This window comes from Rhodopirellula halodulae (assembly GCF_020966775.1).
GTDB lineage: Bacteria > Planctomycetota > Planctomycetia > Pirellulales > Pirellulaceae > Rhodopirellula > Rhodopirellula halodulae.
In genome coordinates this window covers 637,507-656,992 of the sequence record NZ_JAJKFV010000002.1, presented here as the reverse complement: position 1 = coordinate 656,992, position 19,486 = coordinate 637,507, and the positions used below count along the sequence as shown (strand labels likewise).

Genomic DNA, 19,486 nt, shown 5'->3' with positions numbered 1-19,486 from the left:
TGAACTTGGTGTTGAGTCGGTTTCGTTCGGAATCGTCGCGGGCAATCAGACCGCGGTTTCTTCGGCCAACATTTCTTGGTTGACCGCTTCGGCTTCTGGGTAAGCCTTGCGAATTCGGTCGTAACCGTGCTCGTGCAATTCCACGGCCAGTTCTTTTCCACCGGTTTCGACCAAGCGTCCGCCGAGCATCACGTGTGTGAATTCTGGCGGGTTGTGCACCAACAACTTGTCGTGGTGCGTGATGATCAACAGACCCATCTTTTCACGTCCGATGTCCGCGATCGATTCGCTGGCCAAACGCACCGCGTCGGCGTCCAAGCCCGAATCGGTTTCGTCCAGCACAGCGAACTTGGGTTGCAACATAGCGAGTTGCAAGATCTCGGCACGTTTCATTTCACCGCCGGAGAACCCATCGTTGACGTAGCGACGAGCGAACTCGACATCCATCCGCAGGTGAGCCATTTTCTCTTTCAGCTCTTTGCGGAACTCACGCATCGGAATCAGCTCTTCGCCTTCCTTGCGTTCCGGGTTGCGAACGTTGGTGGTGGCGTGACGCAGGAAGTCCGCCATCTTCACACCGGGGATTGCCATCGGGCGCTGGAACGCCATGAAGATGCCCACGCGAGCACGCTCATCCGGTTCCATTGCCAAGACGTCTTCGCCGTCCAATGTGATGCTGCCTTCGGTCACTTCGTAACCGGGGTGTCCCATGATCGCCAAACCCAGCGTGCTTTTGCCGCTGCCGTTGGGTCCCATCAAAGCGTGCGTTTCACCGTGATTGATGGTCAGGTTGACCCCACGCAGAATCGGTTTGTCGCCGACGGAAACGTGCAGGTTTTCGATTTTCAGGATGTGGTTCATGGGAAGACAAGCCTTCAAGAGATAGACAGTGGGTCGTATATGAATTCGGCGTTCGTTGTGTCGCGGAACTGGGTACTCTCGCGAATCAAGCCGAATCGGTTTTGGATGAATCAGGTTTGGTGGAAGCCTCGGATTCAAGATCCGATTTTGTGGTGAATTGGCAACAGGAATCGCCGTCCAGACGACAACTGCTGAGGTGAACGTCCTCGCCCAACGCTTCGGAAAGCATTTGCTCTTCGAGTCGGCACATGGATCGATCCCCGGCCGCGGCGGTCAGACTGGGGAACGGACACGCCTCGATGTCCAAAACGGGCAAGACACCGTCTTCGTCGGAGTCCGGCTCGATCAAAGATGCCGAGATCTCTTTGTTCTGCAGCATCGAAGTCAATCGCTGCATGCGGAGATGAAAGGATTCGGAATCGGTAGATTGGTGACAGGAACAGGTCGCGGAATGAGCGACCGCTTCCGTCTCGTCGGCCCGCACTTCTTCCGTCGCGGGATCGCTCGTCGTCGACTCACCGCTCGCCGTAGAGGGTTCTCGATTCGAGCCTTCCCGCAAAGCCGCGGCAAATTGACGCCCCAGCCGCGAAGCGATGGCTGAGATCAAGTTTTCGCGAGTCTCGCCGTCCGCCATGGCGACGATTTCCGCCCACATGGCCTCGGCCAATTCCGTCGCGTCAGCACCCGCCCGGCGATAACCGGCGGGCGTCAACACGTATCGGTAAGTGGGGCGTCCACGACCAGCGACGACCTTCTCTCGGGCGATCAACCCAACCTCGAGCAACCGTTCGACACGTTGTCGAACCGCCGTCGCGGTCACGCCCAATTGCTGCGTCAAATCGCCAATCGCCTTGGATTCCCCACTGCGAAGACACTGCAACAACTCCCGGTCCACGCTCCTCACCACCGCGGAATTCGCGGCTGTTTGAGGTCGTGAATTCATCACCACCGTCGCCTCGACGGACGCTTTGGTGTTGGATTCGGTTGTGGAGGAAGAAGTTGGCATACAGGTAAGTATTCCAATCCGATGATTTTTGACAAGCGTTCTTGCGAAAAATACATAGAGAACCCCCTCACGGGAAATTCGCTGTCTCGTTAGGATCTGGGCCGTTGCAGGACGATCTCGTCCCTCAATGCCTAATGAAGGGGTCGCGTCCGGCCTCATCTCCGTTTTTTCGACACCCCCAGATGAGTGGAATTTTTTGATGAAAGCCGTCGCGGTCAGGCCAGGAACCCCCAACAGCGTTCACATGCAAGAGATCGCTCGCCCGTCGGTCGACCAGATCGAAGGCGGAATGGGTGTGCTGGTCAAAGTATTGAAAGTCGGTGTGGATGCGACCGATCGCGAGATCAATGACGCTCTCTATGGCAACGCCCCCGACGGCGACGATTACTTGGTGATCGGCCACGAGTGTTTCGGCGTCGTCGAAGCCGTGGGGGAAAACGTCAAACGAGTCAAACCGGGCGACTTCGTGACCGCGACAGTCCGTCGCCCGGGTAGTTCGATCTATGACTTGATCGGCACCAACGACATGACCAGCGAAGAAACCTACTACGAACGCGGCATCAACCTGCGTCATGGTTTCTTGACCGAGTACTTCGTCGACGAAGAGGAGTACATCGTTCGCGTGCCACAAGGCCTGCAACACTTGCATGTTTTGCAAGAACCGATGAGCTGCGCCGCCAAAGCGGTTCACCAAGCCTACGAGGCGCAGCGCCGCATGAAGGTTTGGAATCCGAAAGTTGCCTACGTTTTGGGTGCCGGCCAAATTGGTTTGCTGACAACGTTGGTGTTGAAGCTTCGTGGCTTGGAAGTCTTCACGTTGGCTCGCGGCGAAGCCCCCAACTTGAAAGCCGAGATCGTCGAAGGTTTGGAATCGACTTACGTCAGCACGTCGCAAACCTCGATGACCGAATTGGTCAAGCAAACGGGTCGCCCCGATTTGATCGTCGACGCGACGGGATTCAGTCCCTTGGCGTTTGAAGCGATGGAACACATCGGTCACAACGGCGTGGTGGTCTGGACAGGCATTACCGGCGGTGAACGCAAATCAGAAGTGCCCTCGGACAAAATCAACTTGGAGTGGGTGCTCGGCAACAAGCTGCTGTTGGGTAGCGTGAACGCCAACCGTGGTCACTTCGAAATGGGTATTCGCGATCTGGCACTCGGCGACATGATGTTCCCCGGCGTCTTGGAAAAGATCCTGACCAATCCCGTCGAAGGCTTGGACAACTATCAAGAGATGATGCGTTTGCTCGTCGAAGACAAAGATGCATTGAAGGTGTTCGTCAATGTCGCCTCCGCGTGAGCGTTTGCCTTTGAGTGAAGTCGAATCGGTCCGCCGAGTCGTCTTGTGCTATCCCGCCGAACCGCGACACATCGAGCAACTGGAAACAACGCTCGCGGATCTGAAGGCCGATCCAAACTGCCCGCTGAACCACCACGTCGAAGTGGTGGACGCGGGTCAGGAACGCATCGATGAGTTGCTTCCCACCGCGGACATCTTCATCGGCCACGCGAAAGTCCCGGTGGATTGGGATCGAGTCTTGGCCGCCGGTCGCTTGGGTTGGATTCAATCCAGTGCCGCGGGTCTGGATCACTGCCTCGTTCCCGGTGTGATCGCGAACCCTGACATCATCGTCAGCAGCGCGTCCGGATTGTTTGCACCGCAGGTCGCCGAGCAAACCTTTGCGTTGTTGTTCGGCGTGCTGCGTCGCATCGGTCTGTTCGAACGAGCTCGTCCGAAACGAGAGTTCATTCGATTGCCAACGGATGACTTGCGAGGCAAAACCATCGGCATCGTGGGTCTAGGCGGTAATGGGCGAGCCATCGCTGCGAAATTGGCTCCGTGGGACGTTCGCTTGATCGCGACCGACTACTACCCCGAGGACTGCCCCGCCGAAGTTGAATCCTTGTGGCCGGCGAATCAAGTCAACGAACTGTTCGCTCAAAGTGACATCGTGATCTTGACGTTGCCACTGAATGCCTCGACCAGGAAGTTCATCGGAGCGGAGCAGATCGCCCAGATGAAACCGGGCGGCTATTTGATCAACGTGGCTCGTGGTCAGGTTCTCGACGAAGACGCCTTGGTCGACGCATTGCAAAGTGGCCATTTGGCGGGTGCCGGTGTTGATGTGACTTACACGGAGCCGTTGCCGGAAAGCAGTCCGCTTTGGGACGATCCGAACGTGTTGATCACGCCGCACGTTGGTGCCCAATCGGCTCGACGGGTGGATGATTCCAACCGGTTGGCTTGCGTCAATTTGCGACGTTACTTCCACGGCGAGACGATCATCAACCGCGTCGACAAGCAGCTCGGGTTCCCTCATCCGAACGATTCGCACGCGGCCTGGGTGAGAACGCAAGCATGAGCAGTTGGCGAGAAACGCTTCCCGGCGATGCGATCCTGTACCAGGGTGATCACGCGGAAGGACCGCTTCTCATGCCACCCACCCATCGCGAATCGTTCGTCGAAGAATTCAATCGCACCTATCGTTCGATCAATCTGTCGATCGAATTGCGTCCCGACAGCAAGGACGTCGTTCGCAAGAACACCTCTCCAACCGTCGGTCAGTGATTGTCGTCAGGCATGGCCTGACCCACGGTTCTCAGTGGGCACGAATGCGCCAGCGTAGGGCGGGTCTCACCCGCCGCACCGACCGATGCTTCGCAGAAGCGAGGAGTGTTCTCGAAAAACGTTCACCGGCGAAGGCACATCAACCGGCCAACAACCCTCGTCAGGCATGGCCTGACCCACGGTTCTCAGTGGGCACGAATGCGCCAGCGTAGGGCGGGCCTCACCCGCCGCACCGACCGATGCTTCGCAGAAGCGAGGAGTGTTCTTGAATAATGTTCCCCGGCAAAGGCACATCAACCGGCCAGCAACCATCGTCAGGCATGGCCTGACCTACGCGTATCGGCAAACCTTGTTGGGCATGGCCCGACCTACTTGGTGACCGTGGCGACGATGGTCCAAACGCCGGTGATCAACATGGCAACGCCGGAAAGCCAAAGCATCGCGTCCCAAAACTTGCCGGGACGCAAACCATCCACGGATCGGCAATAGCGGAACCAAATCGCGGCACCGGCGATCATTGGCAACACGATCCCTTGCGTGATGCCACTGATCAAAACCAACTGGGCCGGTGATGGAAACGCCAAGTAAAACACCAAACTCATGATCGGAAAGAACGCTCCCAAACCACGAACCCATCGGTCGCGAGTCGCTTCGCTGCCGTCGATCCACCCCACCACTCGCAACGCATCGGAAAACACGCGAGCGTGACCGGCACAGGCCACAAAGAACGTGGAATACAAAACTGCAATCGCACCAAACAAAAACAACCCGGCCGCCCAGTTCGAGAACACAGGCACATACATCACCGCCAACGTGCGGACCAGTTCCGACTTCTCGGGGTTCAGTCCCACTCGGTGCAACACCGCAGCACCCAACAAGTAAAACGCCACGGTGGCAAAGGTGTAGACCAGCATCGATCCCCAGGCATCCACCTGCATCACCCGCATCCAACCACTCGCCCGACGACGCCATTGTTCCGTGCCGTCATTCTTCCCAGTGAATTTGGCGTAGCCTTTTTCCAGACACCAATAGGGATACGCAATCAACTCGCCCGCACCGACACCGATGATGCCAAACGTTGCCAAAGCGGTGACCAACGCCCCGCTTCCACCTTCGCTGGGCGGAAGACTGCCTTTCAAACCAGACCAAAATTCCTCCGCGGTCACGCGGTAGTCGACTTCACCTTGCAACAACACCAAGTTGACAACGGTCAGCAACGTGAACGATCCCACCAACACGGTGCTGAAGGTTTGGATCACCCCATAACGTCCGACGTACAACAAAACACTGGTTGCGATCGTGATGATCGTGGCCCACAAAGCGACGTCCGGTGGTTCCTGTTTTCCATGTTCCAATTCGTGAGCCAACCTCAACGCCACCACTTCAGATTCGCGTGCTTGCAGTTGCTGGTTGCTCAAGGTCTCCACGTCGCCGGAGAGATCAACGGCTTCCCCTGACCGTTGTCGTTCGGCTTCGGCGGCATATCGTTGAAACGTTAGCATTTGCTCAGCATCGGCAACCTGATTCTCTGACACGCCATGCGACGTGGCCGGCATCGTGATCGCGACGGCTTGTCCAACGCTACCGACGATGCCGCCTTGCTGACCGATGCTGGCCAACCACATCACCGCCCACGCCCAAACCAACCAGTTTCCGTGACGCCCCAGCCTTGGCCCTGGAAGCTCGTTGAACGCCTGCAGCGAAGTCTGCCCGCTGATCAATGTGTACCGGCCCATTTCGACTTGGGTGAACACCTTCACGACGCAGCCGATCAGGATCAGCCACAACAACGTGAATCCCGCTTCGGCACCTGTTTTGGTCGTTGCGATCAGTTCGCCACTGCCGACGATGGATCCGGCGATGATCAATCCAGGCCCGATGTTGGTGAGGATTCGCCACCAATGCGTGGGCGGGTCGCGACGGTCCGAAGAATCTGCGGCGGTGGGGACTTCGGCTTCAGTTGATTCCAAAACAAGTCCTCGGTGGGGAGAGATGAGGTGGGATGCGGGGCGGAAAGACTGATATAGTAGCACCACCATGGCAAGCGATGATCACCGACTCGACACCGACTCCCAACGCCCGCTCGACACCACCATCGGCGTGGTGACGCCGGAGAACATTGCGTTTGAATATCAACTGGCTGGTCCGTTCCGAAGGCTGCCGGCTTACTTCATTGATGTCTTTGTCCGTTTTGTTGTGATCTTGGCCGTGATCTTGGCGTTGATCCTGTTCGTGGGACTGTCTGGTCTGCAGAGCTTGGGATCCTTTGCGACCGCCGTTGGGATCATCAGCTACTTTTTGATCAGCTGGTTCTACGGGGCGGCGTTGGAGACATTCTTCAACGGACGCACGATCGGCAAATGGGCGTGCGGCATTCGCGTGATCGATGTCGATGGTTGCCCGATCAACGGCAAGCGTGCCGTGCTGCGGAACTTGCTCCGGATCGCTGATCTTGCACCCGTCGCCGCGCTGAGCAGTTTGGGCGACGACATCCCGCCCGTGTTCATCATTCCGACGGGAATGGTCGGACTGATTTGTGTGCTCAGCACCCGCCGCATGCAACGGTTGGGTGACATCGCCAGCGGAACCATGGTCATCATCGATGAGAAAACTTGGCAATTACCGCTCGCGAAAATCGACGATCCGCGAGTGGCACCTCTGGCGTCCTACATCCCCGGCGACTACTTGGTCTCGCGAAGCATGGCGAGGACGTTGGCGATCTACGCCGAACGACGTCAGTATTTGACCGCGGCTCGCCGACGCGAGATCGCTCGGCACCTGACGATTCCATTGATCGACCGCTTTGAGTTTCGCCCGGACATCGATTCGGATCTGCTGATGGTCGCGTTGTATTACAAGACGTTCCTCGCCGAGCGACACGCGGAGTCGCCCGATTTGGGTCCGCTGGCGGGCTACAGTCCGTTGCTGAGAGACATGGCACCCGCCGCCACCTGATTCGGTCCAATCGTCGCCCGAGGACTTGGGATTGGATCGATTCCCTTGGCGTCGAAAGAACGCCTCTCAGCTGCCTTTCGACAACAAATCACGACGTTTTCGCCTCGGATTTGCAGTGTAATCGCGGTCGGGTTCGTCTTGCGGTGAAACGCGAATTTTCGCTAGGGTCGCAAATTCAGACTGTCCCGCGATCCCATCGTCGCGGACTCCAGATCCGCGACAAGAGCAAGGACGCGATTGTGGCTCCACGACCTCAACCCACACACGGCGGGTCCATCCCGACGTTAACGCCCCTCTCGCCTTTGGAACAAATCCGTCTGGTCCGCGAGACCATGGTGCGGGAAGCCGACGCGATTCAGAAAGCCGCCACCATCGCCTCGTCCGATGCCGCCGAAGCCGCGGCGTGGATCAGTCGCTGCGAAGGTTCGATCGTGCTGACCGGCGTGGGCAAAGCCGGACTGATCGCACAGAAGTTGGTCGCGACGTTGGCTAGCACCGGTTCGCCGGCTCACTTCCTGCATCCGATCGAAGCGGTGCACGGTGACCTCGGTCGAGTGCAAGCCAAAGACCTGGTCATCGCCTTTTCGAATTCCGGCCGCAGCGAAGAAGTCCTTCGCGTGGTCGAGTACCTGAAGTCACAAGCCTGCGGCATCATCGCCGTCACGGCGGATCGCGAAAATCCGTTGGCGGATCTTGCGGACCATGTCGTTCCGATTGGCCGACATCGTGAAGCCTGTCCCGATGGTTTGGCTCCCACCTGTTCCACCTCCGTGATGTTGGCGGTGGGCGACGCGATCGCCATCTTGGCTTCGCGTTTGTGTGGATTCACGCCAGACGACTTCGCTCGTTTCCATCCCGGCGGTGCACTGGGTCGCAAATTGACCGACGTGCGACAAGCCATGCGGCCGATCTCGGAATGCCGAGTCGCACCGCAGACCATCACGATTCGTGAAGCGATGATGATTGGGGGTTCCGGCCGACGTAGCGGGGCCATCTTGTTGCTGGACGATCAACAACGATTGTCCGGCATCTTCACCGACAGCGATCTCGCTCGACTGTTGCAACGACGCCAAGAGACCAGCTTGGACGAGCCCATCGAAAACTTCATGACCGAGAGCCCGGTTTGTGTCGCGGAGACCGAACGGTTGCCACGTGCGGTCGAACTGTTGTCGCAACGAAAGATCAGCGAGTTGCCTGTCGTGGACGAAGATCAACGCCCGATTGGAATGATCGACATCACGGACTTGGTAGCCACCGGCGATGTTCGCCAAGCGACCAATACAGATCGCACCGAAACGCCAAGCACCACAAGCAACCCAAACGATGACGGCCCACGCTGCATCCCCATCACCTCAGGAGACTGATTTGTCCGCCCGTCATGCCTTGTTCTCGGATCGTGAAGTCGCCGGCAAAATCCAATGCATTTTGTCGGACGTGGATGGCGTGTTGAGTGATGGCAAGCTGTACTACGACTCCACCGGAGCCGAAACCAAAACCTTTCACGTTCGCGATGGCTATGGCATCAAAGCTTGGATGAACGCGGGGCTGCACTTCGGCATCATCACCGCGCGTCACAGCGATGCCCTGTCACGACGAGCCAAAGAATTGGGCATCCATCACGTGGTGCAAAATTCCAGCGACAAGTGGGCAACCGCGACGGAGATGATGTCCGCGATGGGTGTCACCCCCGAACAAGTTTGCTACATCGGCGACGATGTTCCCGACATCGCGGTCATGCATCGAGTGGCATTGGCCGCGGCCCCGGATGATGCGTCCATCGACGCCCGAGAAGCCGCTCACTGGATCACACGATTGCCCGGCGGAACCGGTGCGGTTCGCGAATTGATTGAACGATTGATGCGAGCCGCCGATCGGTGGCCGTCCGTCTCGAAAGAGCCTCCATGCTGACGCAACTGCGCGACTACCTGATCGGTTTGTGCGCGTTAGTAGCAATGGCCGGTCTTTATCAAGTGACCGTGGCGGCGTGGTTGACCCCGCCCGAAATCGTCGCTGCGCCGGTATCACCGCCCAAGATGAGTGGCGGCGATGGCAACTTGGACGACCTGTTTGCCGACACGGATTGGCAACGCGGCCGAACCATTCGTTTGAAAACGGACGATGGGATGTTGCTTTGCAAAGACTGCAAGCAAAAGGATGGCCAAACCTGGGAACTGAAACCCATCACGATCGTCATCGGTCGCGGCTTGAACGAAGCCGGGTCGAAAGAACCGATCCTGATCAGCGCATCCGAGGGTGCGTTGATCAAATTCGACGCTCCGTTGGACGTCATGAGCGGCGTGGCCCCGTCGATTGAACGAGGCCAGCTTCGTGGGGATGTGATCATTCAACGTTCAACGCAACCGACCGGTGAAGCCGCAAAGCTCGCGTCGGCCTACCAAGTCCAGGGCATCTCGTCCGAGCCACCCGATCCGATGACCGCGACGGATTCCGTGCTGCACATTCGCACGTCCAACGTCGGCATCGATCGCCGTACGATCTGGACGAATGATCCGATTCATATGCAAGTCGGTCGCGCGACGATGATCGGCCGTGTGCTGACATTGCACCTGGCCGCGTCAGCGTCTTCCGCCGGTCGATCCAATGATGTGACCGGAACGTTGGACCGAATGGAATTGGTCTATCTGCAAAAACTTTCGCTGCCGCTGGACGATCCCAACGATCCATCTCAAGACGAACCCAAAGGCGTGGTGGAAGTTCGTTGTGGGAACATGATCCAGTACGACTTTGCGTTGGATCAACTCAGCCTCAACCAAGACGTCGAACTGCTTCGCTTGCCGCCCGCCGCCTCGGCGACCACCAATCAAATCACGCCTCCGAGCGACAATTGGATCGACCGTTTTCGTTGCGACTCGTTGGTCATGACGCTTCGGGACCCGCTGAATTCCAAACTCCGTCGCGACACGGCGATGGACTGGATCGATCGCGTGGAAGCCACCGGGTCACCCGTGCAGATGGAAATCCGCTCGCAAATGTTCGGGATGACCGCCGGCCGGATCGTGTTTGATCCAGTCGAAGGCTGGTTGATCGCGGACCCACTGTCCGTGCTGGACGCCCCCGGACAAGCACCCACCCACCAGCCACAGAACGACTTTGTTCGGCTTCAACGAGGCGAATTGGAAGCGTTCTTGTCGCAGATTCGCTACCGCTTCAATCCGTCGGCTCCCAAACAGCTCGGAACGATCAGTGTGGAAGGCCCCGGGCGAGTGTTCCACCACGCAGCCGACTCCGCCATGCGATCGTTTAGCTGGCAAAACGATTTGCAGATCGAACCACAAGGCGTCGCCACACCGGACGAACTGCAAGTCGACTTCAGCGTGTGGTGCGAAGGCCAACTGCGAGCCGTGTTGGCCGATGGTGGATCGTTCCTCGCCGATCGCGTTGAAGGCCTTCTGCAACCCGCGACCAAAACCGACGCGGCAACGAGACCGACTGACTCCGACGATGATTCGTTGAACCGCGAATGGATGCCAAAGACGCTGGCGGCCTTGGGCAACGTGCAAATCAACTCGCCGTCGTTGCGAGCGAGCACCAACCGGATGCATTTGTTCTTTGAACAAGCGTCCCATTCGCCCAACAAGGTTTCGGCGCAAACCAACGATCCAATTCGAAAATGGGTCCGTCAGCCCCAATCTTCGCAGTCTTCCATCAACAATCGCGACCCCTCGGTTCCCGAGCATCCCGCAACGATTCGCGGTGACATGGTCGCGGCCACGCTGACGATGGGCGGCGGCGAATTGACCGCCACGGACCTTAGCGTCACCGGCGGTGTGGAAGTGACTCATCCGATGAAGATGCGTCCAGCCAACCCGGCAAAACCTCCGAGTTCGTCATCACCCACAACGATGCTGGCGACTTTGACGGGAGAAAAGCTGCGATTCCGAGACGGCGGCGTTGGCGATGTGATGGAATTGACCGGCACCGCTGGTGTTCCGGCTCGTTTGCAAATGGGTGACGGTTTCTTCATTGGCCCGCAGATTCAGGTCCGCCCGGAAGACAACTTTGTGTGGGTCAACGACGCGGGACAGTTTGTTCTGCCGTCGCACATGCTGCCGGCTCTTTCGGTGGCCTCTGGCAATCCCACCCAATCCTCCGCTCGTTGGTCTCGACAACCACGATGTCGTTTCGGTGGTTCGATGACCTTTGACGGCAAAGTCGCGACCTTGGCCGGCGGTGTGGTCTTGGACACAGTCATCACCCAAGGCGAAACCACCAACGAAATTCAGATGCGTGGGGACCAATTGAAATGGACCCTCACCGATGCCATCCATTTGCGAACGCCCGACAGTTTTAAGAAAGCCGGCATCGCCGAGATCGCGTTGGTCCAAACCGGATCGCAACCCGTCGAATTGACCGTCGACCAGTTCGCTCGCGATGGAATCCGTGAATCACGTCATCACTTGCAAACCTCACGTTTGGCTTGGGTTCCCAATTCGCCCGTGGCGGATGCGAATGGTGCCACGCCCGTTTCCACGTCCGAGGGTGCATCGGGGGCGATCATCGCGCCCGGACCGGGCTCCTACCGAGCTTGGATTCGCAACACAAAGGGAGGCGGCTTACTTGCCCCATCCAAACCGGTTTCGAGCACCGTCGCCGCCAGTTCTGGCACGAACACGAAAGCCGCGGCTTGGAACCCCGACATGATCGAAGACACGAATGCGGGCGGGCAAAACGAGTCGACCGAACCGACCATCATGGGCGTGCATTTGATCTTCCAGGAATCCATGCAAGGCGACTTGCTGGCCAAGACCCTGACCTTTCGGCGGGGTGTCCGAGTCGCCCAGCAAACACTGCCCGACTTCGAAACCCGAATGGATGCCACTCAAATGGATTTGCTGTCGCAGGGCGAATCCACCATCGATTGCGACACGCTTCGAATCGCGGTCGACCCCAGTGTCCCGTTTCAACAACGCACGATGGGTGTGACGACCACGGCGTGGGAGATCGAAGCGGCGGGCGGGGTTCTGTTCCGTACTCGCACCGACAAATCGGCTTACACGGTCACCGCGGATCGTTGTGGCTACGCCGCCGCGAAAGACCTGTTCACGGTGTTCGGGGCACCAACCCGCCCCGCCCGTTTGATGCAAACCACCGCCCTCGGCAAACCCGGCATCAACCTGGAAGTCGGACATGCGACGATGCGACTGAAGACCATGGAAATCCTCTCCATGCCCACGTTCAAAGTGCTACCTGGCGACCTTTCCGCGTTCAGCGATCGCCCCGCCCAGCGATAAACGACGCATTGCGATTGACTTGCCTTCACGCGATGGAACGCCTGATAAGCGTCACAACTGGCATGAAGATTGCGTCTCCCAAAGACATTCCGTGGTTTCGAAACAAATCGAGAACACCTTTCCGACCTGTCGGCTGAACGAGCGGCAGACTTGTCATGGTGTTTTTGAACCCGCCCAAAAACTCCCGCCTTCGTTCCGCCATTCCTTACGGGGAACCGCAGCTATGATCCGATTGATGGAAGCGACCCAGCCCGAGTGTCATGTTCAAATGACGTTGCAACGCATTGAGAACATGTTTCGAGAGCACGCCACATTGAGCGACTATGCCGATCAGCTGCATGTCTCGATCGCCGACTCCAGCGTGTTGCTCGAGGGCTCCTTGCCGACGGCGGACTTGCGAAGCGAACTGGTTCCCTCGATCCGACAAGCAGGAGTTCTTTGGCGCATCGACAACCAAGTCACCATCGGCTCCAACCGAATCAGCTCGCCTCGCTGAGTTGACCAGCTTGGTCGGTCCGAACGCGCGAACACATTTGAGTTGGATGATCAGGTGACGCTGAGTCAGTGCTGAACGCGGGACCGCGGAGCGATCCGCGACAATGTGGCGGATCACTCCGTGGTCCGACCTTTCACTTGATGTCTTCACCGCTTCTTCGAATCAAAGTGGCTATTCGCTCTTTCAGATAGAAAGGGCCGGATCATGCCATCCACCGACCACGTAGGAAAATTCGCCCCGGAGGGGCCGACATCGCTAGCTCGGGGCGGAAGCCCCGAGACCGTGGATGGACATCACCATGTCGCCCCGGAGGGGCCGTCGTAAATGATGCGAAGCTGATTCAGACCCACAAATCGGCATCGAGGTTTCGGTAGCCGATGGCTTCGGCCAGGTGTTCTTCGAGAATGGATGGTTCGCCGGCCAAATCCGCGATCGTTCGAGCGACCCGCAGAATCTTGTCGTGGGCCCGAGCGGACAATCCCAACGATTCCACCCCCGCTTTCAACAAAGCCTTGCTGGAATCACTCAGCTCGCAGTACTGACGCGTTTGCCGACTGCTCATCTGGGCGTTGTAACGTATCGGGCTGCCCGCAAATCGTTCGGCTTGGACATCGCGAGCCTGCATGACCGTTTCGCGCATCGTTTCGCTGGTCTCACTCGACGCGCTGCGTGACGACAACTCTTCGAATGGAACCGCGGGAACCTCGATGTGGATGTCCACTCGATCGAGCAACGGTCCCGAGATCTTCCCCATGTAACGTTCGATTTGTGGCGGCGTGCAATTGCAACTTCGCCGTGGGTCCGACCTGTAACCGCAAGGGCACGGGTTCGCCGCCGCGATCAGCATGAAGTCCGCGGGAAAGGTCGTGCTTCGGAGAGCACGCGAGATCGTGACAACGCCGTCTTCGAGCGGTTGTCGCATGACCTCCAGCGTCTTGCGATTGAACTCTGGCAACTCATCCAAAAACAAGATTCCGTTGTGAGCCTTGCTGATCTCGCCGGGTGCGGGTGGACTGCCGCCACCAACCAAACCCGCGTCACTGATCGTGTGGTGAGGACTCCGAAACGGCCGTCGGGCGAGCAACGGTTGCTTGGCTGGTAGCTGCCCCACCGCGCTGTAGATGCGAGTCGTTTCAATCGACTCACCGGGCACCAAAGGAGGCAAGATCGTCGGCACGCGTTTGGCCAACATGGTTTTCCCGCTTCCCGGCGGACCGATCATCAGCAAATTGTGGCGACCCGCGGCGGCGATGGTCATGGCGCGTTTGGCTGATTCTTGGCCTCGGACATCGGCGAAGTCGACTTCGTATTCGCTGAACGCTTCGAAGATCTCAGCAACGCCGCTGGGGACCGGTGGCACATCGATCTCGCCCGCGAAGAACGCGACGCATTGCGACAGGCTATCAACGGCGATGACTTCCAAGTCTTCCACCACGGCGGCTTCCGCGGCGGACTCACTGGGCACAACCAATCCTTTCAACGATTTGTCCTTGGCCGCTTCGATGGCGATCGACAAGGCTCCTTTGACCGGCCGCGTGATGCCTTCCAAAGCCAACTCGCCGACGACCGCGTAATCTTCCAGCCGATCCAAGGCCAATTGACCACTGCCCGCCAACACTCCCAGTGCCACGGGCAAATCGAACGACGGAGCCTGCTTGGGAAGATCCCCCGGGGCCAAGTTGATGACGACGCGATCCTGCGGGCGTGTGAAGCCGCTGTTGACGATGGCTCGTTCGACGCGATGCGTGCTTTCACGAACGGCGGCTTCGGGCAATCCAACCAGGATGGTTTTGGGCATGGCCGCCGGAGAGATGTCCACCTCGACGTCGACGGGCATCGCTTCGATCCCGAGCAAAGTGAACGTCTTCAGCCGTGCAAGCATGCGGGCGATCCTTAGTGAGCAGGCCTTAAAAGAAAGCAGGTTCGCAAACGTGCCATGACCGACGCGGGCAGCACCGGGTTGGGTGCGGCGACCGATTGCCGATCAGTGACGCAGGTGAACGTGTGGCAACCAAGTCATCCTGACGGTGGGGTCAGGCGTGTGCAACCAGGGAGGCGACAATCGCAACGCCAGTCGAACCGCCGCAGCAAAGCCGATTATCACCCTTGGTTGGCTCGGTCCGCGAGACGCTCACTGCGAACCCAAGTTGCGTCGGAACGCTTCAAAGGCATCGCGAACGGCGGCGGGAGCTTGACGTCGATTGCCACTGTCGCGCAATCCTCGCATGCCATCTTGAGGACGCGGGGCGGATTGCGAACGCATGGTGTTGGGTGCACGCATGCCCAAGCTCCGCAGAGCCTCCTCCAGTTCGGACGGATCCACCGCCGCTTTGGGATCGGACGAATCAATCGGTTTGACGTTTTGCCAACGATCACGGAACCGCTTGAGATCATCCTGACTCCACTTCAAACGTTCCAGCAAATCGGGGTCTGGATCCTGCCGCGTTTCATCCAGGTAATCGAGCACCATGTCGGTGGCTTGTTTGGTGTATTCCAAATCCGCGGGATCCGCCTTGGGCACCTCGCCACCGGATTCATTGCCACCATTTTGATCGCCGGCGGCGTTGCTATCACCATTGAAGCTCGACGACTCTCCTGATTGAGAGTTTGACTCGGATGCGTTCATTCCTTCGGAGCGATCGCCTGGTTGCTCGGATCCGCCCGCGGGTGAATTTTGACTGGCGGATTCCTGGCCGGCTTCGTTTTCAGAAGCAGACGTTTCGTTTGAATTGCCAGACGAGCCATCGGATTGAGTTTGCGAGGAACCCGCACCATCGGACGAGTCTTGACTGGATTGTCCCGAGTTCGATTCGCCTGGCTCAGACCCGCGGGATGGATCACTCGACGTTTGATCGCCAGAAGATCCCTCCTCGCCCGATGTTTGTTTGCCATCGGAGTCTCCGTCGCCAGAAGGCTTGCCCGAATCTGAACCCTCCGAAGACGAACCTGCTTCGGAATTGCCCCCTTCCGAGTCCGACGATCCAGACTGTCCGGATTCATCGCCCGAGTTGGTTCCGTCTTGCTGGTCAGATGATCCGGCGTTGGACTCCTCCCCACCGGCACCGCCTTGCGAATCAGATCCTTCCTGCGATGAGTTCTGCCCGCTCGAATTTTGATCCGAAGAATTTTGTTCCGGCGAATTCTGGCCAGAAGAACCTTGCTCGGAAGCTCCTTGTTGTGAGGAATCGCTGTCTTGTCCCTCGCCACCCTCGCTCGCCCCGGACCGTTTATCTTGCTCTTCCAAGTATTCGCGAATGCGTTCGAACGCCTCGGCATCGTCCTGCGGCGCGGACTTGCTGCCGCCCGAGTCTCCTTGGCTGGACTTACTACTAGCCGAATCACCTTGGCCAGCGTCGCCATCGCGAGAGTTTCCGCGATCGGAGTTGTTGGAACCCGATTCCGTGCCTTCCCCGTTGTTGCTGGACTGCGCGTTGCCACCTTCAGACTCGGACGATCCGGAATCGTTCGCGGGCTGTTGGTTGCCGCTCGGATCGGATCCTTCAGGATTTGAACCGCCTTCGCTGTTGGAGGCGGCCTCGGAGCCAGACGCTTTCCCGCCCGCGTTGTCACCAGCTTCACCGGGTTCGGTGGAGTTGTCCGAACCGTCGCCTTGCGAGTCCTCTGCCTGCGAGTTCATCCCCGATGAGTCACCGCTGGTTCCTTCGCCGTCGGAGGCACCTTCGTTGGACGAATCGTCCGGATCCTGGTTGCCCTGTGAATCGCCTGACCCGTCACCGCTTTGATTTTCTCCGGTCGACTCCGAATCCGACTGGCCGCTGCCGCTTTGGCCTTCACCGTTCTGGCCGGCATCTTGTGATTCGCTGCTTTCACCGCTGCCGCCCGAGCCACCGGATTGACCGTCGGCTCCGGATTCGCTGCCTTCGCCGGTGGACCCATCGTCGGGCGTTTGACCATCATTGTCGTCCTGTTCTTCAGGAGTTTGTTCATTGGGTTCACGACCCGCGACGATTTGCAGACGAACCGGTTCGGTCCGTGTCACTCCGGGTTCGATTCCAGGATTGTCTGGATCACGTCGGTTGTCGGTCGCGATGGCAACGACCTCCACTTCATCGCCCACCATCAACCGCGACGATCGCCCGCTCCTTCGCCCCGCACCGGCGATGATCATTCGCGAAGGACGGAAACGATACTCGGCGATCTGGTTACCCTTGGCACCCTCGGCGTTCTTCCACAACGTTGCCCGGGCGATCAGGTCGATGCCGCGTCGAATCTCCACTTCGATTTCTGACAAACCGTAATCGACATCGGTGGCGTGAATCTCAAACAACTGTTGAGCATCCATCGGCACCGGCTTGGGCGACTTGCGAGGCACAACAATGGTGATCTCCGGCGGCAGATCCCGAATCACCTCGATCGGGTAGACGATCGGTTCCGAGTTGGTTTGCTCGGCATCGTCCCAGACACGAATACGATAGCTTTCCAGTTCAACCGCGCGTGTGGCTGCTTTGCCACTGCGAAGATCAAACGTCAAATCCAACGAGCGACCGTCGCTGGATCGATCCATCTCGCGAACGCCGGCGGTGGCACGAATCTCTTGGCCCATCGGCTTGGGGTTGAACTCGACAACGGCGCGAGCCACCGATCGATTGACCTTGGCACGCAACGTGACGCGGGTTCCATCCACACCACGAATGGAACCGCTGCGACGAACCCGTTTGGTTTCTCCGGTGTACGCCGGTGGTTGATACTGAACCTCCGTCACACTCACCACAGGCGTGTCGCGAATCTTCCATTCAAACGGTCCGGCCACCGAATCACCGGCCACGATTTCGTATCGCTGAACGCCGGTGGATTGATGCGATACCGGAACGGAAACGACAAACGTGGTCGCCGATGCACCGGAGGCTGCTTCATCGCGTTGCAGTTCCACCACTTGATCGCTGGACAACGAATCACTGCCAAGTCCCTCCATCGCACCGGCGATTTGATCGAGCCATCGGAATTGCACCGGCTCGTCGTCTTTCAAGCCTTTGACCTTCACGGAGACATCGACCGAACGGCCGGCCAAGACTTCCGCATCACCGGGCTGCACGTCAAAGATTTGAACTCGGTTCGGTGGTCGAATGTCGGCCGCGGGAGCCATCAAACGAACGGCGGATTGCAGCGAGTTTTTCGGCGATGCCAAAGCGTAAATGGCTAGCACCGCCAACAACGCGATGGTGGCAATCCACCAACGCAGCAACCCGGTGGCCTCTTCGGGCAAGGCATCAATCGAACGAAGCTTGGCTGCGGTGGAAGCCCCAATCGACTGGACCACTCGCGTGGAAAGTTGTCCTTTGGAGGCGGATCGATCGGTGTTCTGTTGTTTCAGTGCGATGTAACTGGAAAGAGCGTGGCCCAGTTCCGGATGGTCGCGTTCCAAGGCTCGCGCGGCGTAGTCCGCTCGCACCGACGATCGAAGCACCGGCCAAACCGAACGTTGAATGTGCAATCCCAACGCGACCAAACCCAGCAGCGCGGCGATGGCACGCCCCCAATTGCCAGGCGACCAAATCCAGTGGTCCATGATCACCCACGCCAGCAGAGCGGCCATGCCGACCATGACGCCCAGCAAGACTTGTCGAGTCAACTCGGCCCGCCAAAGCGCACCGCGAGCCTCGTCGATTCGCTCTTGAATCAACGCGTCGAAATTCGATTTCCCGGTCGCCGCTCCGCGCCGCGAATCCTTGCTGCTGGATCGTGGTGGTTGGGAAACGGAAGTTGGGGGGGAAGAAGCGATGGACAAGCGATGCAATCCCGAACGAATCAATTCGGCGTCACCCTCGGTGTGGGCGATCACCCTTTCATTTTATCTGTTGTCCAAGTCCGAACGAAAACAAGGTTGATCGAACGGGTTTCGCTGGACGGGCGATGGAGACACGAGGAAAGCCCAATGCTCGCCTGAGTCTGCCGAAGTCCGTAAAATCGGCCAAAAAATTGGGCTCGTTAACGGAAACATTTGTTCTGTCAACGGTGTATGTTATTTGCTGTGAAGGAGTTTCGACTGGCGGAACAACGCGAGCCAGCTTGAATCGCTCGCGATGCCACGACATTCGCAGCGGCTTGGTAGGTTTAAAACGATTGAAGAGCCATTTGTTATAGAGGTGTTGGCCAGAACGTGCCAAAAATCGTCGAAAACCATAGGGGGGAACACCTTCGGAACCGAATCGAAAGGACAGCACACTGGCCTTCGATTCAATGACGTGTGGTCGATGTGAATCGTTTCAGTCGACTTTTCGATCCTGCTGCCTTAGGCCAAGATACGGACGGCAAATTCGTGAGATTGACTCGGTTTTGATCTAGCGCGGCACGGATTTCTAACTCAACCTTTTCAACTATTCCAA

The 19,486-nt window shown here is 58.3% G+C and carries 12 protein-coding genes and 1 pseudogene; 8 read left to right on the top strand and 5 right to left on the bottom strand.

Annotation, left to right across the window (positions count from 1 at the left end):
• Positions 1-45: 45 nt before the first annotated feature.
• Together sufC and LOC70_RS03350 are read right to left on the bottom strand one after the other, a co-directional pair.
• Positions 46-861 carry a Fe-S cluster assembly ATPase SufC gene (gene sufC, locus LOC70_RS03355; RefSeq protein WP_230251817.1) on the bottom strand — a complete coding sequence of 272 codons (816 nt, stop codon included), beginning with the start codon at positions 859-861 and terminating at the stop codon, positions 46-48.
• An 85-nt stretch (positions 862-946) separates the two neighbouring features.
• Entirely contained in the window at positions 947-1,867 is a 921-nt protein-coding gene (locus LOC70_RS03350; RefSeq protein WP_230251816.1) for a helix-turn-helix transcriptional regulator, read from the bottom strand.
• A gap of 199 nt (positions 1,868-2,066) precedes the next feature.
• On the opposite strand from LOC70_RS03350, the gene LOC70_RS03345 reads away from it, so the two are divergent.
• From LOC70_RS03345 to LOC70_RS03335, 3 genes are read left to right on the top strand one after another with little or no spacing between them, the layout of a single operon-like run.
• Positions 2,067-3,170 carry a glucose 1-dehydrogenase gene (locus LOC70_RS03345; RefSeq protein WP_230251815.1) on the top strand — a complete coding sequence of 368 codons (1,104 nt, stop codon included), beginning with the start codon at positions 2,067-2,069 and terminating at the stop codon, positions 3,168-3,170.
• Positions 3,154-4,233, top strand: coding sequence for a D-2-hydroxyacid dehydrogenase (locus LOC70_RS03340; protein ID WP_230251813.1), 1,080 nt, complete (start codon positions 3,154-3,156; stop codon positions 4,231-4,233). Before LOC70_RS03345 ends, LOC70_RS03340 begins: the two co-directional genes overlap by 17 nt.
• On the top strand, positions 4,230-4,439 hold the full coding sequence (locus tag LOC70_RS03335; RefSeq protein WP_230251812.1) for a hypothetical protein: 210 nt from the start codon (positions 4,230-4,232) through the stop codon (positions 4,437-4,439). The genes LOC70_RS03340 and LOC70_RS03335 overlap by 4 nt, the downstream gene beginning before the upstream one ends.
• Positions 4,440-4,807: 368 nt before the next feature.
• Here LOC70_RS03335 and LOC70_RS03330 read toward each other — a convergent pair.
• A pseudogene (locus LOC70_RS03330) lies at positions 4,808-6,483 on the bottom strand (Nramp family divalent metal transporter).
• Between LOC70_RS03330 and LOC70_RS03325 the strand changes: the two are divergent.
• The 5 genes from LOC70_RS03325 (at position 6,477) to LOC70_RS03305 (ending at position 13,142) form a co-directional block, all read left to right on the top strand.
• On the top strand, positions 6,477-7,394 hold the full coding sequence (locus LOC70_RS03325) for an RDD family protein (RefSeq protein ID WP_230251810.1): 918 nt from the start codon (positions 6,477-6,479) through the stop codon (positions 7,392-7,394). The pseudogene LOC70_RS03330 and the gene LOC70_RS03325 sit on opposite strands and share 7 nt — an antisense overlap.
• A gap of 212 nt (positions 7,395-7,606) precedes the next feature.
• Positions 7,607-8,758: a KpsF/GutQ family sugar-phosphate isomerase gene (locus LOC70_RS03320; RefSeq protein WP_390888990.1), complete on the top strand. Its 1,152-nt coding sequence runs from the start codon at positions 7,607-7,609 to the stop codon at positions 8,756-8,758.
• A gap of 19 nt (positions 8,759-8,777) precedes the next feature.
• Complete coding sequence (locus LOC70_RS03315; protein WP_315857195.1) at positions 8,778-9,302, top strand: KdsC family phosphatase; 525 nt, start codon at positions 8,778-8,780, stop codon at positions 9,300-9,302.
• Entirely contained in the window at positions 9,296-12,646 is a 3,351-nt protein-coding gene (locus LOC70_RS03310) for a hypothetical protein (RefSeq protein WP_230251807.1), read from the top strand. Before LOC70_RS03315 ends, LOC70_RS03310 begins: the two co-directional genes overlap by 7 nt.
• Positions 12,647-12,869: 223 nt before the next feature.
• A complete protein-coding gene (locus LOC70_RS03305; RefSeq protein WP_230251805.1) occupies positions 12,870-13,142 on the top strand; it encodes a hypothetical protein in 273 nt (90 codons plus the stop codon).
• A 340-nt stretch (positions 13,143-13,482) separates the two neighbouring features.
• Here the strand turns inward: LOC70_RS03305 and LOC70_RS03300 are convergent, their stop codons facing one another.
• Positions 13,483-15,024, bottom strand: coding sequence for a YifB family Mg chelatase-like AAA ATPase (locus LOC70_RS03300; RefSeq protein WP_230251803.1), 1,542 nt, complete (start codon positions 15,022-15,024; stop codon positions 13,483-13,485).
• 249 nt (positions 15,025-15,273) lie between these two features.
• Positions 15,274-18,942: a circumsporozoite protein- membrane associated protein gene (locus LOC70_RS03295; RefSeq protein ID WP_230251801.1), complete on the bottom strand. Its 3,669-nt coding sequence runs from the start codon at positions 18,940-18,942 to the stop codon at positions 15,274-15,276.
• Between the last annotated feature and the right edge of the window lie 544 nt (positions 18,943-19,486).